This is a genomic window from Bacillus sp. NEB1478, assembly GCF_031582965.1.
In the GTDB taxonomy this organism is placed as follows: domain Bacteria; phylum Bacillota; class Bacilli; order Bacillales; family Fictibacillaceae; genus Fictibacillus.
Map to the genome: position 1 here is coordinate 47,655 of NZ_CP134049.1, position 18,863 is coordinate 66,517.

Here is an 18,863-nt window from a genome sequence, read left to right on the forward strand (position 1 = left end):
TCTAAATAAAAACCGAACGGTCTCTTTTGGTTAAAAAATTATTTTTTGATGCATAACTCTATATATTGTTTTAATTGATTTATATATTTTTGGACATAAACACTATTATTAAACAATTTCCCCATCATAATATTTCCCTCGAAGGCTGAGGATAAAAAAATTGCAGCATCCTCAATATTTAGATCCGGTCTAAACTCACCAGATACAATACCCTCTTTAAGTATAGATTTTAAGAATCTTAACCATTCATTCATTGCCTCTTGAGCTCTTTTGTGTAAAAGTGGATGTGTATCATCTGTGTCGATAGCTGTGTTTAAAAGAGGGCATCCTCCCTCAAGTGGTGGTTCTTTATCAATATTAGAATACACAGATAACACTGAGATTAACTTGTCCTCAGCTGACTTGTTTCCAGCTATCGCTGCTCTATATCTATCTCGTAACACACCAATAGCATACTCAAAAGCTTCCAATGCTAGTTCATCTTTATTCTTAAAGTGCCTGTAAATCCCTCCTTTTTCAAGACCAGTAGCATTCATAATATCTGACATAGAAGATCCCGTGAACCCTTGCTGATTAAAGATTACTGCTGATTTTCTTAAAATCATTTTTCTAGTTTCTTTTCCTTTACTCATAAAAAAACCTCACTTTTGAAACCGAACGTTCTCTTTTATGGTAATTCGATTGTAAAAATTAGTCAATAGTTTTATCCTATTCATTTTTTTTAAAAAACTCATATAGATATATCACGGTAAATCGTATTAAAAGTAAACTATAATCACTTATTCGTCATTCATAAAAAAGTACCCAGAACAATACACCGTTCTGGATACTTTTTTCTTTTATTATCTATGCAGTTTTCAATTGTTTTTTATCCAAACGATGACTTAGGAAAGTGAGAAGACTTGCACAGATTGCAACCAAACCACCGACCCATGTTACATTCATTAAATTTCCTTGATGGTAAACCATTCCGCCTAATGCTGAACCAAAGGCGATGCCGACATTGCTTGCGACTGGCATGAGTGAAGCTGCGAGTCCTTTTGCTTGCGGCTGATAAATACCGGCAAGATCTATCAGATAAAGCTGGGTAGAAGTTGTTAATAGGATAGCCATTAACGACATCAAGCCAATGTTAACCAATCCAATAATAAAATGATTTGTCGTCCAATACAAAGTGAACAAAACGATTGCTTGTACAAGAAAAACAAACCGAAGCCGGCCGATCGCATTGTGACTGGCGATTTTTCCAGCGAGAATGTTGCTGAAGATGGAAATGAATCCATAGGCAAACAAAATCAAACTAATTGAACGGCTTGGTGCTTCCATTTCTTTTAGAATCGGAACAAGATACGTAAACACCGCATAGGTCGCTCCAAATCCAAGAGAAGGAATGAAAAATGCCATTAAAATCCGCGGGTGTGTCAACAAAGAAAATTGATCACGCATCGAACTGCGATGCTGACTTTTCATATGTGGCAATTGAAAGTAAGAGGCCAAAAAGGCGATAACACCAAATACGGTTGTTAACATAAAGGTTGCATTCCAGCCGTACCATTCAGCGATAACTGTGCCAATCGGTACGCCAACAACATTTGCCATTGTAAAACCACCGAAAACAAATGAAATCGCAAGTCCACGTTTCTCAGGTGGCATCGTTTCACTTGCAACGATCATAGCAAGAGAGATTAAGACTCCTGTCACAATGGCGGTTACCATCCGAAGTGAAAGAAGTATGGTATAGCTCGTTGAAATCACACATAAAGCATTCAGGATGATGAACGCTCCTATTAAAAACAACATCCATTTTCGCTTTGGAAAATGACTTGTTGCTGACATCACGATTGGTGTGGCAATGGCAAAAGTAATAGCAAACGCTGAAACAAGCGTACCAGCTTTTGCGTTAGTAATATGAAGACCAGAGGAAATATCGGTTAAGATTCCGACGATAACAAATTCGCTAGTCCCGAGTACAAATGTTAGTAAAGTAAGGGTTGAGATAAGCAGCCAATGCCGTTTGGATAATTCTGTGTCGTGCATAAATACCTCTTTTCTAGATGCAGGGAATAAATATAAGCAATTTAAATATCATACCACAAAAAAATTTTAAGAGGAAAATCCTTGTTTTCCCAGCAGACTTTGGTCTTGATTTCACAAATATACACATTCCCATTTATAAAAAATTGTGCTGTAATAGGGACAGAACAATAATTCATCCAGTTCTAAGTAGTTATAGAAGTGAGGATATACGATTGAAAAAATTTAAGAAGTTTTACTTAGAGATCACAAGCATATGTAATCTCGCATGTCATTTCTGCCCGCCCACTGAACGGCAGAAACAGTTCATTTCTTTAGAGGATTTTTCTAAGAGGTTGGACCAGATCAAACCTCATACAGATTTTATATATTTGCATGTAAAAGGTGAGCCGCTGCTGCATCCTAAAATAGATCAGTTATTAGATTTAAGTCATGAAAAAGGATTTAAAGTTAATATTACGACCAATGGAACACTGATTAATAAAAATAGACACAAATTATTAAACAAACCAGCACTTAGACAGATGAATTTTTCCCTTCATAGCTTTGATGGCCATGTCGGTACGAGTTCTACGGATAAGGAAGGCTATGTGAGGAGCGTTCTTTCTTTTATTAAAGAAGCAACGAGTCAATCAGAGCTGATTGTTTCACTAAGGCTATGGAACCTCACGCCTGACAATGCTACGAACCTTGAAAAACAGCGAAATCGCGAACTGCTCGAAATCATTGAAAATGAATTTAGCCTAGATTATAAAATTGAGGAAAAGATTACTCCAGGAAGCGGCATTAAACTTGCTGACCGTATCTTCATCAATCAGGATTATGAGTTTAAGTGGCCTGCACTGCATGAGGAAGAAGATGATGGAAAAGGGTTCTGTTATGGTCTTCGAAATCAAGCGGGTATTTTGGCAAATGGAACGGTTATCCCTTGCTGTTTAGACGGTGAAGGTGTTATTAACCTTGGAAATATTAATGATGCTCACTTTGCTGATATTATCGAAGGCGATCGAGCAAATAACCTTGTAGATGGGTTTTCACGAAGAGAAGCGGTAGAGGAATTATGCAGGAAATGCGGTTATCGCAAAAGGTTTGGAAAATAAATAGTTACTTAAATTAGTTTGAATTAAGGCGGAATCTCTCCTTTTAAACTTGAAAACATGTTCATTTTTTGGTCAGCATTCGAATAAGATGTTCATACACTAGACATGAAGGGCAGGGCTAATCCTGTCTTTTTCTATTGGCACAAAACTTGCATCTTTGTCAGGTGGGAGGGATGATGATGAACATTCAAGAGTGTAAGGCTATTGTAACAGGCGGCGCTTCTGGACTTGGGGAGGCAACAATCAGGAGAATTATTGAAAATGGCGGTCAGGCAGTTATTTTTGACCTTTCTGAAGAGCGTGGAAAAAGTTTAGCAAATGAGCTTGGTTCAGCTGTTTCTTTTGTGAAAACGGATGTGACGAACGAAGAAAGTGTAAAGAAATCAATCGATGCAGCAATCAATCAGATGGGTTCTATTAATGCCGCGGTAAACTGTGCTGGAATCGGTATTGCTGAAAAAGTGCTTGGAAAAAAAGGGATGCACAGTCTGGATCTTTTTTCGAAAGTAATTTCAGTCAACCTGATCGGTACGTTTAATGTTTGCCGCCTCGCCGCAGAAAGTATGATGCAAAACTCGGAAAATGCAAATGGTGAAAGAGGCGTTATTGTTAATACGGCTTCTGTGGCTGCATTTGAAGGGCAGATTGGCCAGGCTGCCTATAGCGCATCAAAAGGCGGAGTTGTCGGGCTGACACTTCCGCTTGCAAGGGAGTTTGCCAGATTTGGCGTGCGGGTGATGACAATAGCACCAGGACTTTTTCATACACCAATGTTTGAAATGCTGCCTGAAGAGGCGCGTATATCACTAGGGAAGATGGTTCCTTTCCCTTCTCGATTGGGTTTTCCGGAAGAATACGCTCAACTCGTACAGAGTATTGTAGAGAACCCAATGCTAAATGGAGAGACCATCCGGCTCGATGGTGCAATACGAATGCAGCCGAGATAAGCTCTTTATTTAAGAATATATTTGACAGCATGACTCTTAAATATTGGGGTCATGTTTTTTTATGTTGTGGAACTTATCGAAATTTGTATTTTTTTGTCGACTCGGGAGTTTATGAAGAAAACTCGTTGGATTATTACAACTTCTCGTTGGATTATTGCAAAAACCCGTTGAATTAAGTGTAAAACTCGTTGGATTATGACCACAATCTACAATTTTATTGAATAGAGTTAGAAAATTCAAAAAACATTGGTAAAATAAAAGCAGTGATATGGAGGTGGGTGACGTGGAACTTAGAGACATCATGACGGAAATTGATTTTTTAGTCACAGAAGAAATCACATTGTTGAAAGCAATTGAGCTGATGTATCAAAAAAAGTGGAACCTTCTTCCTGTGATGAATGAAAAAAGACAGCCAGTCGGTGTTTTTACAAGAAGCTGTCTGTTCCGGATGTTAACAGATGGATGTGATTTATCGACAGCCATAGGCACATACATAAAGCGTCATGTTGAAACGATTGAGATTCATACACCTGCTGATGAGATCGAGATTAGAGTAAAATCCAGTAAAGTCGGAACGGGAGTCGTCTTGAATGAAGATGGGACTGTAGCAGGCATTTTAACAAAAACCGATATGGTGATGTCACTGCTTGATTCAGTAAATTCCTTAAAAAATCAGCTGGAGACTATTTTGGAACATTCCAATTTAGGTGTTATGCTGACTGATCAAGATAGAAGAATCTTTTTCATGAATCCTAAATTACAGGATATGACTGGGATAAAAGAAGAGAATATTGTCAGGAAGAAAGCGGACACCGTTTTTACAGAGTTAAAAACGATATTTTCTGGAGAAGACGAAATCATTTCGTTTGCAGCTGGAGCTGTAAAAACCGTTGCAACCGTCTCCTCTTATCATTCCAGCGAACAAGGAAAAGGTTACATCGTTCTTTTTAGAGATACGTCCGAAATTGAAAAGATGGCATCAGAACTGCAAACGGTCAAAACGCTGAAAAAATCGCTGGAAACGGCACTTGAATTTGCCTATGACGGCATCATCATGACGGATGAACATGAACGTATCCAAATGGTGAGTCCTCCGTTTTTGGATCTATTCAACCTACAGGAAAAGGACTTGCTTGGGAAACCTGTCAATAAAATAGTGCCACACATACAATTAAACAGAGTGTACAAAACACACGCTGCAGAGATCAGCGAATTGATGGAGATGAAAGGCATTAAATATATCGTCCAGCGCATCCCGATCAAAGAAGGAGATAAGGTTATAGGTGCTTTAGGGAAAGTGATGTTCAGGCAGCTGAATGAAGTCAGTGAACTGTTTAAAAAGCTGCAGCGGGCCGAACATAAGGCGAACTATTATCACCAGCAATACAATCAATCAGAATCGGCCCGGTTTACATGGGATCATATTTGGAGCGCAGACCCGTATATGGAAAAGCTGAAAGGAAGTGCTGCAAAGGCAGCAAAGGGGCGTTCAACCGTGCTTATTCGGGGGGAAAGCGGGACTGGAAAAGAGCTTTTTGCTCATGCGATCCATAATAGCAGTGCCAGATGCAACGGTAAATTCGTGATTGTCAACTGTGCTGCCATACCAGAGGAGCTGCTCGAATCAGAGTTTTTTGGCTATGAGGAAGGGGCTTTTACAGGTGCGAGGCAAAAGGGCAAAATCGGAAAGTTTGATCTCGCAAATGGAGGAACGCTGTTTCTTGATGAAATTGGAGACATGTCTGTGGCACTTCAAGCTAAGCTTTTAAGGGTGCTGCAGGAGCGGGAGTTTTACAGGGTTGGAGGAACAAAAAAAATCCATGTGGACGTAAGAATCATTGCCGCTACGAACCGCCATTTAGAAGAGATGGTGAGTGACGGAACGTTCAGGGAGGATCTATATTACCGTTTAAATGTCATTTCACTGCAAGTTCCTCCACTAAGGAAAAGGCGTGAAAACATTCCTTTTTTAATAAAAAAACTGATGGAAGAACTGAACCAAATGCTTGGCACCTCCATAACTGGCTTAGAAGATGACGTGAAAGAAGCGCTATTTCATTATGAATGGCCGGGTAATGTACGCGAACTGAAAAATATATTGGAGCGGGCGATGACTTTTGCTGAAAACGGCAAAATACAACTCGAGGATTTGCCTGATTACTTGCTGAACACGCTGCCTGAAAAGAAACCCGATCGTTCGATTACGCTCGTTGAAAACGCTGAGCTGGAAACGATAAAAAAAGCACTGGAGCAGGTGAAGGGCAATAAATCAAAGGCTGCTCGTATGTTAGGAATAAGCAGATCCGGTCTATACGAAAAAATTAGAAAATATCAACTTCAATAGTGTGTAAAAGTGTCCATATTCGGGACACTTTTTTATTTGTCTGTCAAACAACTAAACAACCAATCATGTAAAAAGAGCCGGCAGTATTTATTTTTCGTTAAGGGCAAGTTGGCACAATTATTGCATAAAAAATAAGGAATGAATTTATGTGAGGGGGATGGAAAATGCATATCGGCGGTTTTTTAGCTCAGAACGCACGAAATTTTCCTGAGAGGTTTGCGGTTGAATGTGAAGGGCGGACATATACATATGGGGAACTGAATCGGTCCGTAAACAAGCTTGCACATGGATTAATAAGTCTCGGCGTTAAAAAAGGGGAGAAGATTGCCCTTTTTATGAAGAACTCCGACTATTTTATGATTTCTTTTTTTGCTGCCGCAAAAATCGGAGCAGTTGTGGTGCCCGTTAATTTCAGACTTGCTGCGAGTGAAATTCAGTATATTTTTAATCAGTCTGACACTCTCCTCGTAATATGTGACAGCGAATTTGAAGAGACCGTAATTAATGCAAAAGAAGGAACAGGCGTACAATCCATCATTGTAGCGGGAACTCCATCAATGGATGAGAGTCTGGCGTACGATCAAATCCTTTCGAACCATGAGGATGAACCGGCTGTAGATATTTCGGAAAGTGATGATCTGGAAATCCTATATACCTCAGGGACGACTGGAAGACCAAAGGGAGCGCTGTTTGATCATGACAGGATTTTCAAAGTCAGCCTCACCATGCTCGTGAATATGGAGTTAAAAAAGGATGAACGCTTCCTCCACTTAGCCCCATTATTTCATTCGGCACAGCTGAACCTGTTTATGATCGCAGGCGTCATCCTAGGCGGCAGTCATTTTATTCACCGGGACTTTCATCCATTGAAAGCACTAGAAGCCATTCAAGAACACAAGATTACCCATCTTTTCGCTGTGCCTGCCATGTATAATTTCATGCTGCAGGTTCCCAATGTGTCAGATTTTGATTTGTCGTCCATCAGGAGATGCGGATATGGTGCCGCTCCAATGCCGCCAGAACTTGTCCGTAAAAGTATTTCAGCATTTAAAACAAATCAGTTTTATAACCTTTGCGGGCTGACAGAAGCTGGTCCTGGTGGTATTTTACTCGATCCAAAAGGACATGAACAGCATCTTGGCAAGAGCGGTAAGGCGGGTTTCCTGACTGAGGCGCGTGTCGTTTATGAAAATGGGGAAGATATCGCACCCGGCACTGTTGGGGAATTTATCCTCCGCGGAGAAACAATTATGAAGGAATATTATAAAAAAACGGAAGAAACTAAAACAGCATTAAAAAATGGCTGGCTTTACACAGGTGATTTGGCAACTGTGGACGAGGAAGGGTATATCACACTTGTCGACCGAAAAAAAGACATGATTATCTCAGGCGGGGAGAATGTATATTCCGCAGAGGTAGAAGTTCTTCTTTATGAGCATCCAGCCATTCTCGATGCGGCGATCATCGGCTTGCCTGATGAAGTGTGGGGAGAAGCAGTCACTGCTGTCATTGTATTGAAGGAAGGTGCTCAGATTGACGAGCAGGAACTAAAAAGCTTTTGCCGTCAGCGGCTCGCAGGCTATAAAGTACCGAGACGTATTTTCATCGAACAGCAGCTTCCACGTAATGCATCAGGAAAAATACTAAAATATCAGCTGCGAGAAAAGATGAATGAACTCACAAAATCATAGATTATTAAAAAACAGCTTTGGGAGGGTGACAGAATTGAAGCGTTCTTTTATAACGGATGATCATGAGATATTCCGAAAATCTTTAAGAAAGTTTTTAGAAAAAGAAGCTTATCCTTTTTATGACGAATGGGAACAAAACAGAATGATCCCTCGTAATTTTTGGAGAAAAATGGGGGAACAAGGTTTTCTATGTCCTGATATCGATGAAAAGTACGGCGGGAGCGAAGTAGACTGGGGCTTTTCAGCAGTTATTAATGAGGAGCTGGAGCGGGTTGGTTCAGGGCTTGTAGGAATTGGATTGCACAACGATATCGTCGTACCGTATATCACGGCTTATGGAACAGAAGAGCAAAAAAAACGCTGGCTTCCGCGCTGTGTGACAGGAGAAATCATTACCGCTATTGCGATGACAGAACCGGGAACAGGGTCTGATCTTGCGGGCATCAAAACGACAGCGAAACTTGAAGGAAACCATTATATTCTTAACGGTCAAAAGACGTTTATTACAAATGGCATCCATTCGGATCTCGTTATTGTGGCATGCAAAACCGATCTTAACGCGCAGCCGAAGCATAAAGGAGTTAGTTTGATAGTCGTGGAGCGGGACACACCTGGTTTTTCAAGAGGAAGAAAGCTCGATAAGGTAGGGCTTCATTGTCAGGATACAGCAGAGCTTATTTTCGAAGATTGCAAGGTTCATAAGGATAACCTCCTAGGGGAAGAAGGGAAGGGCTTCGTCTATTTGATGGAGAAACTGCAGCAGGAAAGGCTTGTTGTGGCTATTGCAGCACAAGCAGCGGCAGAGGAAATGTTCAAGCTGACACTCGACTATGTGAAAAGCAGAGAGGCGTTTGGACGCCCTGTAAGTCAATTTCAGAATACACAATTCAAGCTGGCAGAAATCGCTACTGAAATCGAGATGGGTAGAGCTTTCCTAGATTCCTTAATCACCGACCATATAGCAGGTGAAAATATCGTGACGAAGGTTTCGATGGCTAAATGGAAGCTGACAGACGCGGCAAAAAGAATTGCTGCAGAGTGCATGCAGCTTCATGGCGGCTATGGATACATGGAAGAATACGAGATTGCGAGAAGATACAGGGACATTCCGGTTGCGAGCATCTACGCCGGGACAAATGAGATTATGAAAGTCATCATCGCGAAAAATCTGGGATTGCAGTAAGCAGAAAGTGAGGAAAAAGCAGATGAGAGAAGCAGTTATTGTTGATGGTATAAGGACAGCAACAGGTAGAAGGAATGGTGCTTTAAAGGATATTCGTCCGGATGATCTGGCAGCTGTCGTTTTAAAGGAGCTGGTGAACCGTTCAGGTATAGATCCTAAATTAATCGAAGACGTTATCCTGGGCTGTGTTACTCAGTCAGGCGAACAAGCCGGGGACATTGCAAGGGTGTCTGCATTGATTGCCGGTTTGCCGATCGAAGTGCCAGGAACGACAATTGACCGTCAATGCGGATCGAGCCAGCAAGCTGTCCATTTTGCGGCACAAGCCATTTTATCCGGAGATATGGACATTGTTATTGCAGGCGGAGTGGAAAGCATGTCGCGTGTACCAATGGGTTCTAATTATCAAGGAACGGCTTTTAGCCCTGCCCTTAAGGAACGATATGAAGTCATCCATCAAGGGTTGTCGGCAGAGCGGATTGCTGAAAAATATGGCTTCACACGAAAAGATCTTGATCAGTTTTCGCTTGAAAGTCATGAAAAAGCTTTGCGTGCACAGGCGGAGGGTTATTTTAAAAGGGAGATCCTTCCTATTCAGCTTGCAGGTGGAAACGTATTTAACACAGATTCTGGGCCTCGCCAAGAAACCTCACTCGAAGCGCTTGGAAATCTAAAACCTGCGTTCACCGAGAATGGTGTTATTCATGCGGGGAATGCCAGCCAAATCAGTGATGGTGCTTCAGCAATACTTTTGATGAGCAGGGAAAAAGCAGAGGAACTAGAGCTTAAGCCGCGATTCAAGGTCCATACCCGAGTTGTCGTTGGATCTGATCCAACACTGATGTTGACGGGGCCAATTCCAGCGACACGAAAGGCACTGGAAAAGTCGGGTCTCACGATTGAAGAAATTGATATTTTTGAGGTGAACGAGGCGTTCGCGTCCGTTGCACTTGCCTGGCTAAAAGAAACGGGTGCAGATCCAAAGAAACTGAATCCGAATGGCGGTGCCATTGCACTCGGTCATCCGCTAGGAGGAAGCGGTTCGAGGCTGATGGTAACACTGATGCACGAGCTAGAACGGACCGGCGGCAGATTTGGTTTGCAGACCATGTGCGAAGGTCACGGCATGGCAAATGCGACGATTATTGAACGGCTGGACTGATGTGTACAGGAATGTTGTAAATCTATCTATATCGGAGGGATTAACATGGGGACAACGATTGGCAGAATTTTTGATTTGACCGTGCAGAAATTTCCTAACAAAGAGGCGATCTATGATGTCAGAAAGAATTTGCGCTTGTCCTACCGAGAATGGAACACAGAAGTCAATAAGCTTGCCAATGCACTCGCTATAGAAGGGGTGACTAAGGGAGACCGTGTTTCGACTTTTTTGTTTAATACCGAAGAACTCGCAACAGCATTTTTTGCCTGCACGAAAATCGGAGCTGTTTTTAATCCTATCAATTTCCGGCTGACGGCAGAAGAGGTGGCTTTTATTCTTCAGGATGCAGCCCCGAAGGTCGTTTTATTTGAAAAAGCCTTGGAACCGACTGTCAAAGCAATCAAAGACCGCTTTTCGGGCACTTCTTTTTGGTATATAGACGATGAAACTCCTGATTACGCCATGAGTTACCAGCAGAAAGTGTCACGGGCACCTGTGGAACCCCCTAACGTCTCCGTTGATGAAGATGATCTATACGCCATCATGTATACGAGCGGGACAACAGGAAGACCAAAAGGTGTGCTCCATTCCCATCGAGAGATTGTTGAACAAAGTTTAATTATTATTGGAGCAACAAGGCTTGATTCCTATGATGTGGGGCTTGTAACAGCACCGATGTTTCATTGTGCTGAACTGCATTGTGCCTTTTTGCCAAGGATTCATGTCGGAGCGAGCAACGTCATATTGCATCAATTTGAACCGAAAAAGGTGCTCAGCCTTATAGAAGGAGAAAGGATCACAAAGCTTTTTGCAGCTCCAACAATGTGGAACATGCTTTTGCAGGAGGATTTAAAGCAATATGACATAAAAAGCCTGAAGATTGGTTTGTACGGTGCAGCTCCAATGGCTCCTGCACTCGTTCATGCCTGCCACGATCAATTGGGAATATCGCTTGTGCAAGCGTATGGAATGACTGAAATGGGTCCTGCTATTACTTTTCTTGGAGAAAAAGATCAGCTGACAAAAGCAGGCTCAGCCGGACAGGCTTGTTTGAACCACGAAATCCGTATAGTCCGTCCAAATGAAAACGGTCCTTCTGATCCTAACGATATAATGCCGTCAGGGGAAACGGGTGAAATTATCGTGAAGGGACCTTGTATGATGTCAGGGTACTTTCGAAGAGAAGAGGCATCAGAAAAAGCTTTATACAAGGGGTGGTATCATTCTGGCGATATCGGCTTTCTGGATGAAGATGGCTACTTGTGGGTGAAGGACCGGGTGGACGATATGATTATATCTGGCGGAGAAAATATTTATCCGCGAGAGGTAGAAGATATTCTGCATGCACATATTGGTGTCCTCGATGCGGCGGTTGTCGGGCAGCCGGATGACAGATGGGGGGAAACAGTAACAGCGTTTGTTGTAAAAAAAGAGAGCTCTCTCTCAGAAGAAGAACTTGATGAGTGGTGCAAAAGCAGTGACCAGATCGCTAACTATAAACGTCCTCGTAAATATGTATTTCTTGAGGCGCTTCCGCGAAATGCGAGCGGTAAAATTCAAAAATTCATACTTCGTAAACAGTTGGAGAATTTGTCAGTACCAGGACCGGGAGCGGTTTAAATATGCTTACTGAAAATACTGAGCAGCTCCAAAGCAAGTTACTCAAAGGGGTTCGCATTCTTGATTTCAGCCATTATTTGCCGGGTCCCTTCGCATCTCTCAGACTTGCAGAAATGGGAGCAGAAGTCATCAAAGTCGAACCCCCTTCCGGCGATCCTGCCCGAACTGCAGGTCCCAAAAGCAATAATAAAGCAATTGTGTTTGAAGCAAATAACCGTGGAAAAAAGAGTATAACATTTAACCTGAAACAAGAATCAGGCAGGGAAATTGCCCTTCGACTTGCTCGCGAGTCAGATGTGCTGATTGAAAGTTTCCGCCCGGGTGTGATGAAAAAACTCGGCCTTGGCTATGAGCACATTATGGAAGTAAATCCGAAAATGATTTATTGCTCTATTTCAGGGTTTGGTCAGGATGGTATGCTGAGCGAACTCGGTAGTCATGATATTAATTATTTGGCGTTAAGCGGGGCGCTTGCCCAACTGAAAGATGATAATGGCCGTCCGATTCATCCTTCCAATACGTTTGCTGACTTTATTGGTGGTATAGCTGCCAACGAACGGATTTTAGCAGGCTTGGTCTCACGCGCATTAACCGGTAAAGGAAGCTATCATTCTATTTCTATAACGGAAGTAATGGCCACGTTTATGGTCAATCATGTTTTGGTTGAAAAAGAATCGGGCATTGGCAATGGAATCGAGGTTTTAAATGGGAATACCGTTTCATACGCACTCTATGAAACAAGTGATAGGCGGTTTGTAAGTCTCGGAGCATTAGAGGCAAAATTTTGGAGTAATTTTTGCCATGGTGTTGGTAGACTGGACTGGATCCCTTTTCAGTTTAAGAGCATTTCGTCTGATTATCCCGTTTATAAAGAAATGACTGAATTATTCAGGAGCAGAAGTCTGGAGGAGTGGACTGAATTTGGCATTAAGACAGATTGCTGTCTGGTTCCTGTTCTTGAAGCAGAAGAACTTTCAAGACACCCTTATTTCTTGGAAAAAGGACAGATAAATGCAAACGGTTATGTAAGGATGCACAGTGGGATCGGGGCAGAGGAATTGGTCCCTTCTCCGGAAAAGGGAGAACATACGGAAGAGATACTAAAAGAACTGCTTAACGTCTCAACCAGTGAGCTCTCATTCTGGAGAGAAGCAGGAATTATTTGATATTTAAAAAGAAGCCAGGGTGAATCAAAACTCCGGCTTCTTCTCTTTTATTCCAGCTGATTCGATTGATTTAACAATTCTTTCGAAAATATTAAAACGACTCATAAGTGATAGAAACAAAAAAGTAATCTTCCATTAAAAGTGGGAGGTTACTTCATTTTCATTACGATTATCTTTTATAAAATAAGTTCGAATGTTAAAAGATAAGCAAAGTAAGAGTTCAATAAACAGCAGAGAAATCACAAACCATATACCGAAATGAACAATTTCCTTTTTTAAAAAAACGATCACTTCTAAATGGGTCTTGATGGAAGATGTAAAAGTATAAAACATAGCAAATGTGAAAATTCTTGCCCATTGAGTTACATCATAAATGAAAAGCCCTCTTTTTAATCCGTATTTTTGGATACGCTTAATGAGTCGATAAATCTCAATGGATTCAACGAATAAAAAAATAATCAATGCTGATAACCAAAGACATTCAATGATATTGTCATTGACTAGATCTGTAATGATACAAGCGATTCCAGAGATCGACAAAGCGCCATGTAATATACAGTTTGTATTGTTCCAATCGAATTCAATTGACCAAGAATTCTTGCAGTATCTATATAAAATAAAGAGGATACCAATAAAATAAAAACAAAACCCGATTATAAGAAATAGAATATTTAACTGAGAGGGAAATGTATCAAAAACAGTATTTGATACAAGAACGATAGATTGTGTGCTGACTGTTGTTAAAAGAAGAATGCCATGTACCTTGCTGAATAATTTCGTCCGGAAGATCTCAATAAATGTATATAAGCAAAAGCACATATAAACGACCCACATGCCAATATCTACATATGTTATGATTTGAGGGATAAAACTCAAATGATTAAACTGTTTATAAATCAAAATCGTACTAATGGACGTTCCTGCAATCCATGTTCCTATTCCAAAACGATTTATTCGATCGGAATAATGTAACTCCTTAAACTTTCCGCCAGCGTAAACCATAAAAAAAGATAAAATAAAAGCGAGCCACAAAGCTAGATTTATAATGCTTAATAATTTACCAAAAACACTTAGAAAAAATGGTTTTCCAAAGTAGTTTAATAAAACCCCTTGAATCATAATCCCTAAAGACATGACTGCAGCCATTGAAGAGGTTTTAACATGAATTTTTTTCAAAGTGATAAAGATAACAAGACAAACGGAAAGAATGATCAGTAAAAATAAATAAGGCATTTCAATCACCAACACTATAAGATTCATAAAAAGTATACCATATGCACCAAATACAAAATGATTAATGAATGATCTAATTTCGTTAATAAAAACGGAGGAAATAAATAATGTCTAACTTACCAAACTGCCCAAAGTGCAAATCCGAATACACATATGAGGATGGAAGCCTTTTTGTTTGTCCTGAATGTGCGCATGAGTGGAGTTCAGAAACAGATGTAGAAACGGGCAGCGATCAGAAAATCGTTAAAGATTCCAATGGAAATGTCTTAAATGATGGCGATTCTATATCTGTAATCAAAGACCTTAAAGTAAAAGGAACTTCATCCGTTATTAAGATTGGTACTAAAGTAAAAGGAATTCGTTTAGTTGACGGGGATCATGATATTGAATGTAAAATCGATGGTTTCGGTGCCATGAAGTTAAAATCGGAGTTTGTTAAAAAGATATAATTACACTTTAATCTTATCGTACGTACTAAAGAAGCTTATCGCAGCTTCTTTTTTTGGGCTATTTTTTCTCAATCTTTGTTGCTTTTGGAAATAGTTGAGCCTCCTTTTAACAGACTATAAGAGCAAGATTGAGGACGAAAAGACCATTCCCCTCTTGTTAAAATAAGGTAACAAATATTGGAGGGGTTAAAATGAACAAAATTCAGGAATTTAATAGGCTTCACAATTCAGAAGAAATATTAATGTTAGGAAATGCATGGGATTTATTGTCGGCATTAACTCTTGAAAAAATGGGATTCAAAGCAATAGGTACAACGAGTTGGGGAATTGCAAACTCACTAGGTTTTGCAGATGGAGAATTGATTGATTTTAATAGACATTTAGATATTATTAAAACCATTGCAACTCATGTGAAAATCCCTGTTTCTGCTGATATAGAAGCAGGTTATGGAGAAAGCGCAGAAACCATTGTTCAGAACGTTTTAAGAACGGCTGACATTGGTGTAGCTGGTATTAATATTGAAGATTCAATGAAGCAGCAAAAAGGTTTGAAAGAGATAGCTGTACACGCTGATCTTTTATCAAAAATAAGGTCCTCTCTTGATCATCACGGTTTTAAGGATTTCTATGTTAATGCAAGAATTGATACATATTTTCAAAGAGAAGCTCCATTTGAGGAAACGATTATACGAGCAAAAGCTTACATTGAGAGCGGGGCAAGTGGTATCTTTGTTCCTGGTTTAACCGATTACGAGGAGATTCATGAAATGGTTCAAGCGTTTAAAGTCCCTCTAAATGTTTTATCATTGCCCGGACTTACAAATGGTAAAAAACTAAAAGAATTAGGCGTTAAGCGTTTTAGCTTTGGCAATGCGTTATCTGATAAAGTCATTGCTGTTATGGAAAAAAGTGCAGCACATTTATTGGAGATGAAGGATACTTCACATCTATACGAAACAGTTGTTTAAAAAGCAATCTTCATTAAAAAAAGAAGCCATGTTATTCAAACAGGCTTCTTCTTTCTTTGTTCGATTAGTGAGCTTTAGGAACATCTCCTTCTTTTCTCATCGTAAAAACTTTCTTCGCAACAGTTAAGGCATTCAATACTCTCGGAAACCCTGTGTATGGAATTAAGTGAGTAATGCTTTCAACGATTTCCTCTTTTGTTAAGCCTGCTGTCAAACCTGTATTAATATGAAGTTCGAGCTGCGGCTCAGTTCCTTGTGTGACAAGGGAAGAGATTGTAACCAGTGCACGCTGTTTATTTGTTAATCCCGCGCGCGAGTAGATCTCGCCGTATGCAAACTCAATAATGTACTTGGCTACATCTGGTGCTATATCTTCCAGATCCTCTGATATTTTCAAGTGTGTAGAGATGTCGTTGTTATCTGTTAAAGTGTATTCCATTAATTTATCCAGGCCGTTTTTATATCGGTTATTCTCCATTAATAGCGCCTCCTAATAAATTTATTTCGTCTTAGGAACCACTATAACCCAGGTTTTATCATGCGTAAAATACATATAACTTATTCAAACTATGCAATTTAGTTATAATTAATTATTTTGGAAACTGTGGAAGCATCCTTATAAATTCACGTGTTGCGTATGACACGTACTTTCCTTTCTTTTTGATGACTCCGAGTTTATAAGGAAGGATTGGGTTTACTATCGGTATAGCTTTGATGATGGTTTTATCTACTCTTTTTTCAATCGATTCAGGGAAAATAGAAACACCTAGGTTTTCTGCAATCATTTCACTAATAAAATCCCATTGAGAGCTTTCATAAGCAATCTGCGGGATGAATCCGGCATTGGAACATTCCTGGATGATCCGGTCATGCAGTGCGTACCCCTCACTAAAAAGGATAAAGGACTCTTTTTGTAGATCCTTCATTTCCACGTTTTCCTTTTCTGATAAAGGATGAGAAACATGAACAAAGAGCATGAGCTGCTCTGAAATAAAAGAAACGATATCAAATTCTCCTTCGTCCATCGGCAGAACAACCACTCCAAGGTCCAGTAAACCATCACTGACTTCTTGCTCAACCTTGTTTGCTCCGTGCTCAATAAGATGTAATTGAATATTCGGGTACTGCTTTTTGAATTCTTTAATAATCCGGGGAAAAAATAAAAAACCGATCAACGGAGGTATCCCGATCTTAATCTTCCCTTTCTTTAGATTCATAAGATCATATAGATTGGCAGACAAGTTATCCAATGACTCTAAAATCATTTTTCCTTGCTCATAAACAATCTCACCAGCTTCAGTCAATTCGATTTGCCTTGCAGATCGGTCGATGAGCTCAATATCCAATTCACCTTCTAAGCTCCTTACCATTTTGCTCAGTGTCGGCTGGGATAAATGAAGAACATTAGATGCCTTAGTAAAACTTTTGTATTTTGCTACCTCGTTAAAATAAGTTAATTGACGTATATCCATTGTAAAAAAGCTCCCATCTCTTCCTATAACTTTATTGCATACTACTTATAGTTTTAATTCATTTTACTTATTTAAAACATAAGAGTAAAATTTCTTTTCGTAAAAAGAAACTATTTTTTATTCGTTATTTATTTCGAAATTGTGAAACGCGAAAAGTTGTAAGCGGACTCTTCGTTTTAAAAGGAGGATACATCATTGGTTAGTATCTTGATAGGTCTAGCACTTCTTATGTTCTTTGCTTACTTGGGATGGTCTATCATTTGGGTGGCACCAATCGTAGCTGGGATAGTTGCGATGTTGAGCGGCCTTGATCTCATGGATGCATATACAAATACGTATATGACCGGTTTTGTGAACTTTGCAAAACAATGGTTCCCAATTTTCTTGCTTGGAGCGGTCTTTGGAAAGCTCATGGAGGATACGGGTGCTGCTAAATCGGTTGCTTTTCAAATTACTAAGTTTATCGGAGAAAAGCGTGCAATATTAGGCGTATTGGTTGCATCAGCTGTTCTAACATATGGCGGTGTCAGCCTGTTCGTCGTTGTGTTTGCCATTTATCCGATCGCAGTAGCGTTATTTAAGAAAGCGAATATTTCCAGAACGCTGATTGCTCCGACAATCGTTTTAGGGGCATTCACCTTCACGATGACGGCAGTTCCTGGGACACCGCAGATTCAGAACTTGATTCCTATGAATTCGTTTAAAACCACACCGATGGCAGGTTCTTTTATTGGAATCGCAGCTACTTTAATTATGGCGGTGGGCGGTTATTTCTGGCTCACGTTTAGAGAGAAGAAGATGACGGCTGCGGGTATTCATTTTAAAGAAGCGGATACAGGAGAAGAAAAAGAAAGTACTGAGAATGAGAAATTACCAAACTGGATTCTTTCTCTTGCACCACTAGCGATTGTAGTTATTTTGCTGAACTTATTTAAATTAGAGCCGATTCCGTCTTTATTAGCAGGGATCGCGGCCATCCTTTTAATAAATGTGAAGCAATACAAAAAGTTCATTGGATCCATTAACGAAGGCGGAAAAGGTTCGGTAATGGCTATAATGAACACAAGTGCTGCCGTTGGGTTTGGTGCAGTAGTAACAAGTGTTCCCGAGTTTGCCCATATCACAAAAATGCTGTTAGGTATTTCGAGCAATCCTCTTGTTTCAGAGTCTTTGGTTATTCAGATTTTGGCAATGATTACCGGATCTGCTTCAGGCGGAATGGGTATAGCATTACAAGCTTTGGGCGGCACGTATTATGATTTAGCACAATCAACTGGTATTAGTCCAGAAGCCTTCCACCGAATGGCTTCTGTCGCTTCAGGTGCGTCTATACTTCCGCACAATGGGGCATTGTTGACTCTCCTTGCAGTAACGAAAGTCACTCACAAGGACTGTTACAAGGATGTATTTATGGTTGGTCTTGTTATTCCAACAATTGCAGTAATTGTTGGAATTATTATGGCTAGTATAGGGATTATCTAAAAAACAGAAGGA

16 protein-coding genes are annotated in these 18,863 nt (G+C 40.2%); 11 read left to right on the plus strand and 5 right to left on the minus strand.

All coding sequences use genetic code 11. From position 1 onward, the window contains the following. Positions 1–38: 38 nt before the first annotated feature. Entirely contained in the window at positions 39–632 is a 594-nt protein-coding gene (locus tag RGB74_RS00245) for a TetR/AcrR family transcriptional regulator (RefSeq protein ID WP_310760987.1), read from the minus strand. A 214-nt stretch (positions 633–846) separates the two neighbouring features. Then, positions 847–2,037 (minus strand): MFS transporter, encoded by a 1,191-nt coding sequence (locus RGB74_RS00250; protein ID WP_310760988.1) that lies wholly within the window; start codon positions 2,035–2,037, stop codon positions 847–849. 212 nt (positions 2,038–2,249) lie between these two features. Between RGB74_RS00250 and RGB74_RS00255 the strand changes: the two genes are divergently transcribed. The 8 genes from RGB74_RS00255 (at position 2,250) to RGB74_RS00290 (ending at position 13,247) form a co-directional block, all read left to right on the plus strand. Continuing rightward, positions 2,250–3,134 carry a radical SAM/SPASM domain-containing protein gene (locus RGB74_RS00255; RefSeq protein ID WP_310760989.1) on the plus strand — a complete coding sequence of 295 codons (885 nt, stop codon included), beginning with the start codon at positions 2,250–2,252 and terminating at the stop codon, positions 3,132–3,134. A 179-nt stretch (positions 3,135–3,313) separates the two neighbouring features. Continuing rightward, positions 3,314–4,081, plus strand: coding sequence for a 3-hydroxyacyl-CoA dehydrogenase (locus RGB74_RS00260; RefSeq protein ID WP_310760990.1), 768 nt, complete (start codon positions 3,314–3,316; stop codon positions 4,079–4,081). 283 nt (positions 4,082–4,364) lie between these two features. Further along, complete coding sequence (locus tag RGB74_RS00265) at positions 4,365–6,425, plus strand: sigma 54-interacting transcriptional regulator (RefSeq protein WP_310760991.1); 2,061 nt, start codon at positions 4,365–4,367, stop codon at positions 6,423–6,425. 164 nt (positions 6,426–6,589) lie between these two features. Continuing rightward, positions 6,590–8,116 (plus strand): long-chain-fatty-acid--CoA ligase, encoded by a 1,527-nt coding sequence (locus RGB74_RS00270; protein WP_310760992.1) that lies wholly within the window; start codon positions 6,590–6,592, stop codon positions 8,114–8,116. Between the two features lie 34 nt (positions 8,117–8,150). Continuing rightward, complete coding sequence (locus RGB74_RS00275) at positions 8,151–9,299, plus strand: acyl-CoA dehydrogenase family protein (RefSeq protein WP_310760993.1); 1,149 nt, start codon at positions 8,151–8,153, stop codon at positions 9,297–9,299. Positions 9,300–9,321: 22 nt separating this feature from the next. Next, entirely contained in the window at positions 9,322–10,461 is a 1,140-nt protein-coding gene (locus RGB74_RS00280; RefSeq protein ID WP_310760994.1) for a thiolase family protein, read from the plus strand. A 45-nt stretch (positions 10,462–10,506) separates the two neighbouring features. Beyond that, entirely contained in the window at positions 10,507–12,081 is a 1,575-nt protein-coding gene (locus RGB74_RS00285; RefSeq protein ID WP_310760995.1) for a fatty acid--CoA ligase, read from the plus strand. Positions 12,082–12,083: 2 nt separating this feature from the next. Then, positions 12,084–13,247: a CaiB/BaiF CoA transferase family protein gene (locus tag RGB74_RS00290; protein ID WP_310760996.1), complete on the plus strand. Its 1,164-nt coding sequence runs from the start codon at positions 12,084–12,086 to the stop codon at positions 13,245–13,247. A gap of 135 nt (positions 13,248–13,382) precedes the next feature. Here RGB74_RS00290 and RGB74_RS00295 read toward each other — a convergent pair whose 3' ends face one another. Then, positions 13,383–14,480, minus strand: coding sequence for a TDT family transporter (locus RGB74_RS00295; RefSeq protein ID WP_310760997.1), 1,098 nt, complete (start codon positions 14,478–14,480; stop codon positions 13,383–13,385). Between the two features lie 107 nt (positions 14,481–14,587). Here RGB74_RS00295 and RGB74_RS00300 point away from each other — a divergent pair, with 107 nt between their 5' ends. Continuing rightward, a complete protein-coding gene (locus RGB74_RS00300) occupies positions 14,588–14,929 on the plus strand; it encodes a zinc ribbon domain-containing protein YjdM (protein ID WP_310760998.1) in 342 nt (113 codons plus the stop codon). 191 nt (positions 14,930–15,120) lie between these two features. Continuing rightward, complete coding sequence (locus RGB74_RS00305) at positions 15,121–15,897, plus strand: isocitrate lyase/PEP mutase family protein (protein ID WP_310760999.1); 777 nt, start codon at positions 15,121–15,123, stop codon at positions 15,895–15,897. 64 nt (positions 15,898–15,961) lie between these two features. On the opposite strand, the gene RGB74_RS00310 is transcribed toward RGB74_RS00305, so the two are convergent. Together RGB74_RS00310 and RGB74_RS00315 are read right to left on the minus strand one after the other, a co-directional pair. Continuing rightward, positions 15,962–16,375 carry a carboxymuconolactone decarboxylase family protein gene (locus tag RGB74_RS00310; protein ID WP_310761000.1) on the minus strand — a complete coding sequence of 138 codons (414 nt, stop codon included), beginning with the start codon at positions 16,373–16,375 and terminating at the stop codon, positions 15,962–15,964. 112 nt (positions 16,376–16,487) lie between these two features. Then, the gene (locus RGB74_RS00315) at positions 16,488–17,369 is read right to left on the minus strand and encodes a LysR family transcriptional regulator (RefSeq protein ID WP_310761001.1); all 882 of its coding nucleotides are present in this window, start codon (positions 17,367–17,369) and stop codon (positions 16,488–16,490) included. Positions 17,370–17,564: 195 nt separating this feature from the next. Here RGB74_RS00315 and RGB74_RS00320 point away from each other — a divergent pair, with 195 nt between their 5' ends. Further along, positions 17,565–18,851, plus strand: a complete 1,287-nt coding sequence (locus tag RGB74_RS00320) for a GntP family permease (RefSeq protein ID WP_310761003.1) — start codon at positions 17,565–17,567, stop codon at positions 18,849–18,851. Positions 18,852–18,863: the final 12 nt, after the last annotated feature.

Excerpts from the sequence above, each read along its gene's own strand:
- RGB74_RS00245 (WP_310760987.1), bottom strand. The coding sequence starts at position 632 with ATGAGTAAAGGAAAAGAAACTAGAAAAATGATTTTAAGAAAATCAGCA.
- RGB74_RS00250 (WP_310760988.1), bottom strand. The coding sequence starts at position 2,037 with ATGCACGACACAGAATTATCCAAACGGCATTGGCTGCTTATCTCAACC.
- RGB74_RS00260 (WP_310760990.1), top strand. The coding sequence starts at position 3,314 with ATGAACATTCAAGAGTGTAAGGCTATTGTAACAGGCGGCGCTTCTGGA.
- RGB74_RS00270 (WP_310760992.1), top strand. The coding sequence starts at position 6,590 with ATGCATATCGGCGGTTTTTTAGCTCAGAACGCACGAAATTTTCCTGAG.
- RGB74_RS00280 (WP_310760994.1), top strand. The coding sequence starts at position 9,322 with ATGAGAGAAGCAGTTATTGTTGATGGTATAAGGACAGCAACAGGTAGA.
- RGB74_RS00285 (WP_310760995.1), top strand. The coding sequence starts at position 10,507 with ATGGGGACAACGATTGGCAGAATTTTTGATTTGACCGTGCAGAAATTT.
- RGB74_RS00290 (WP_310760996.1), top strand. The coding sequence starts at position 12,084 with ATGCTTACTGAAAATACTGAGCAGCTCCAAAGCAAGTTACTCAAAGGG.
- RGB74_RS00295 (WP_310760997.1), bottom strand. The coding sequence starts at position 14,480 with ATGCCTTATTTATTTTTACTGATCATTCTTTCCGTTTGTCTTGTTATC.
- RGB74_RS00300 (WP_310760998.1), top strand. The coding sequence starts at position 14,588 with ATGTCTAACTTACCAAACTGCCCAAAGTGCAAATCCGAATACACATAT.
- RGB74_RS00305 (WP_310760999.1), top strand. The coding sequence starts at position 15,121 with ATGAACAAAATTCAGGAATTTAATAGGCTTCACAATTCAGAAGAAATA.
- RGB74_RS00310 (WP_310761000.1), bottom strand. The coding sequence starts at position 16,375 with ATGGAGAATAACCGATATAAAAACGGCCTGGATAAATTAATGGAATAC.
- RGB74_RS00315 (WP_310761001.1), bottom strand. The coding sequence starts at position 17,369 with ATGGATATACGTCAATTAACTTATTTTAACGAGGTAGCAAAATACAAA.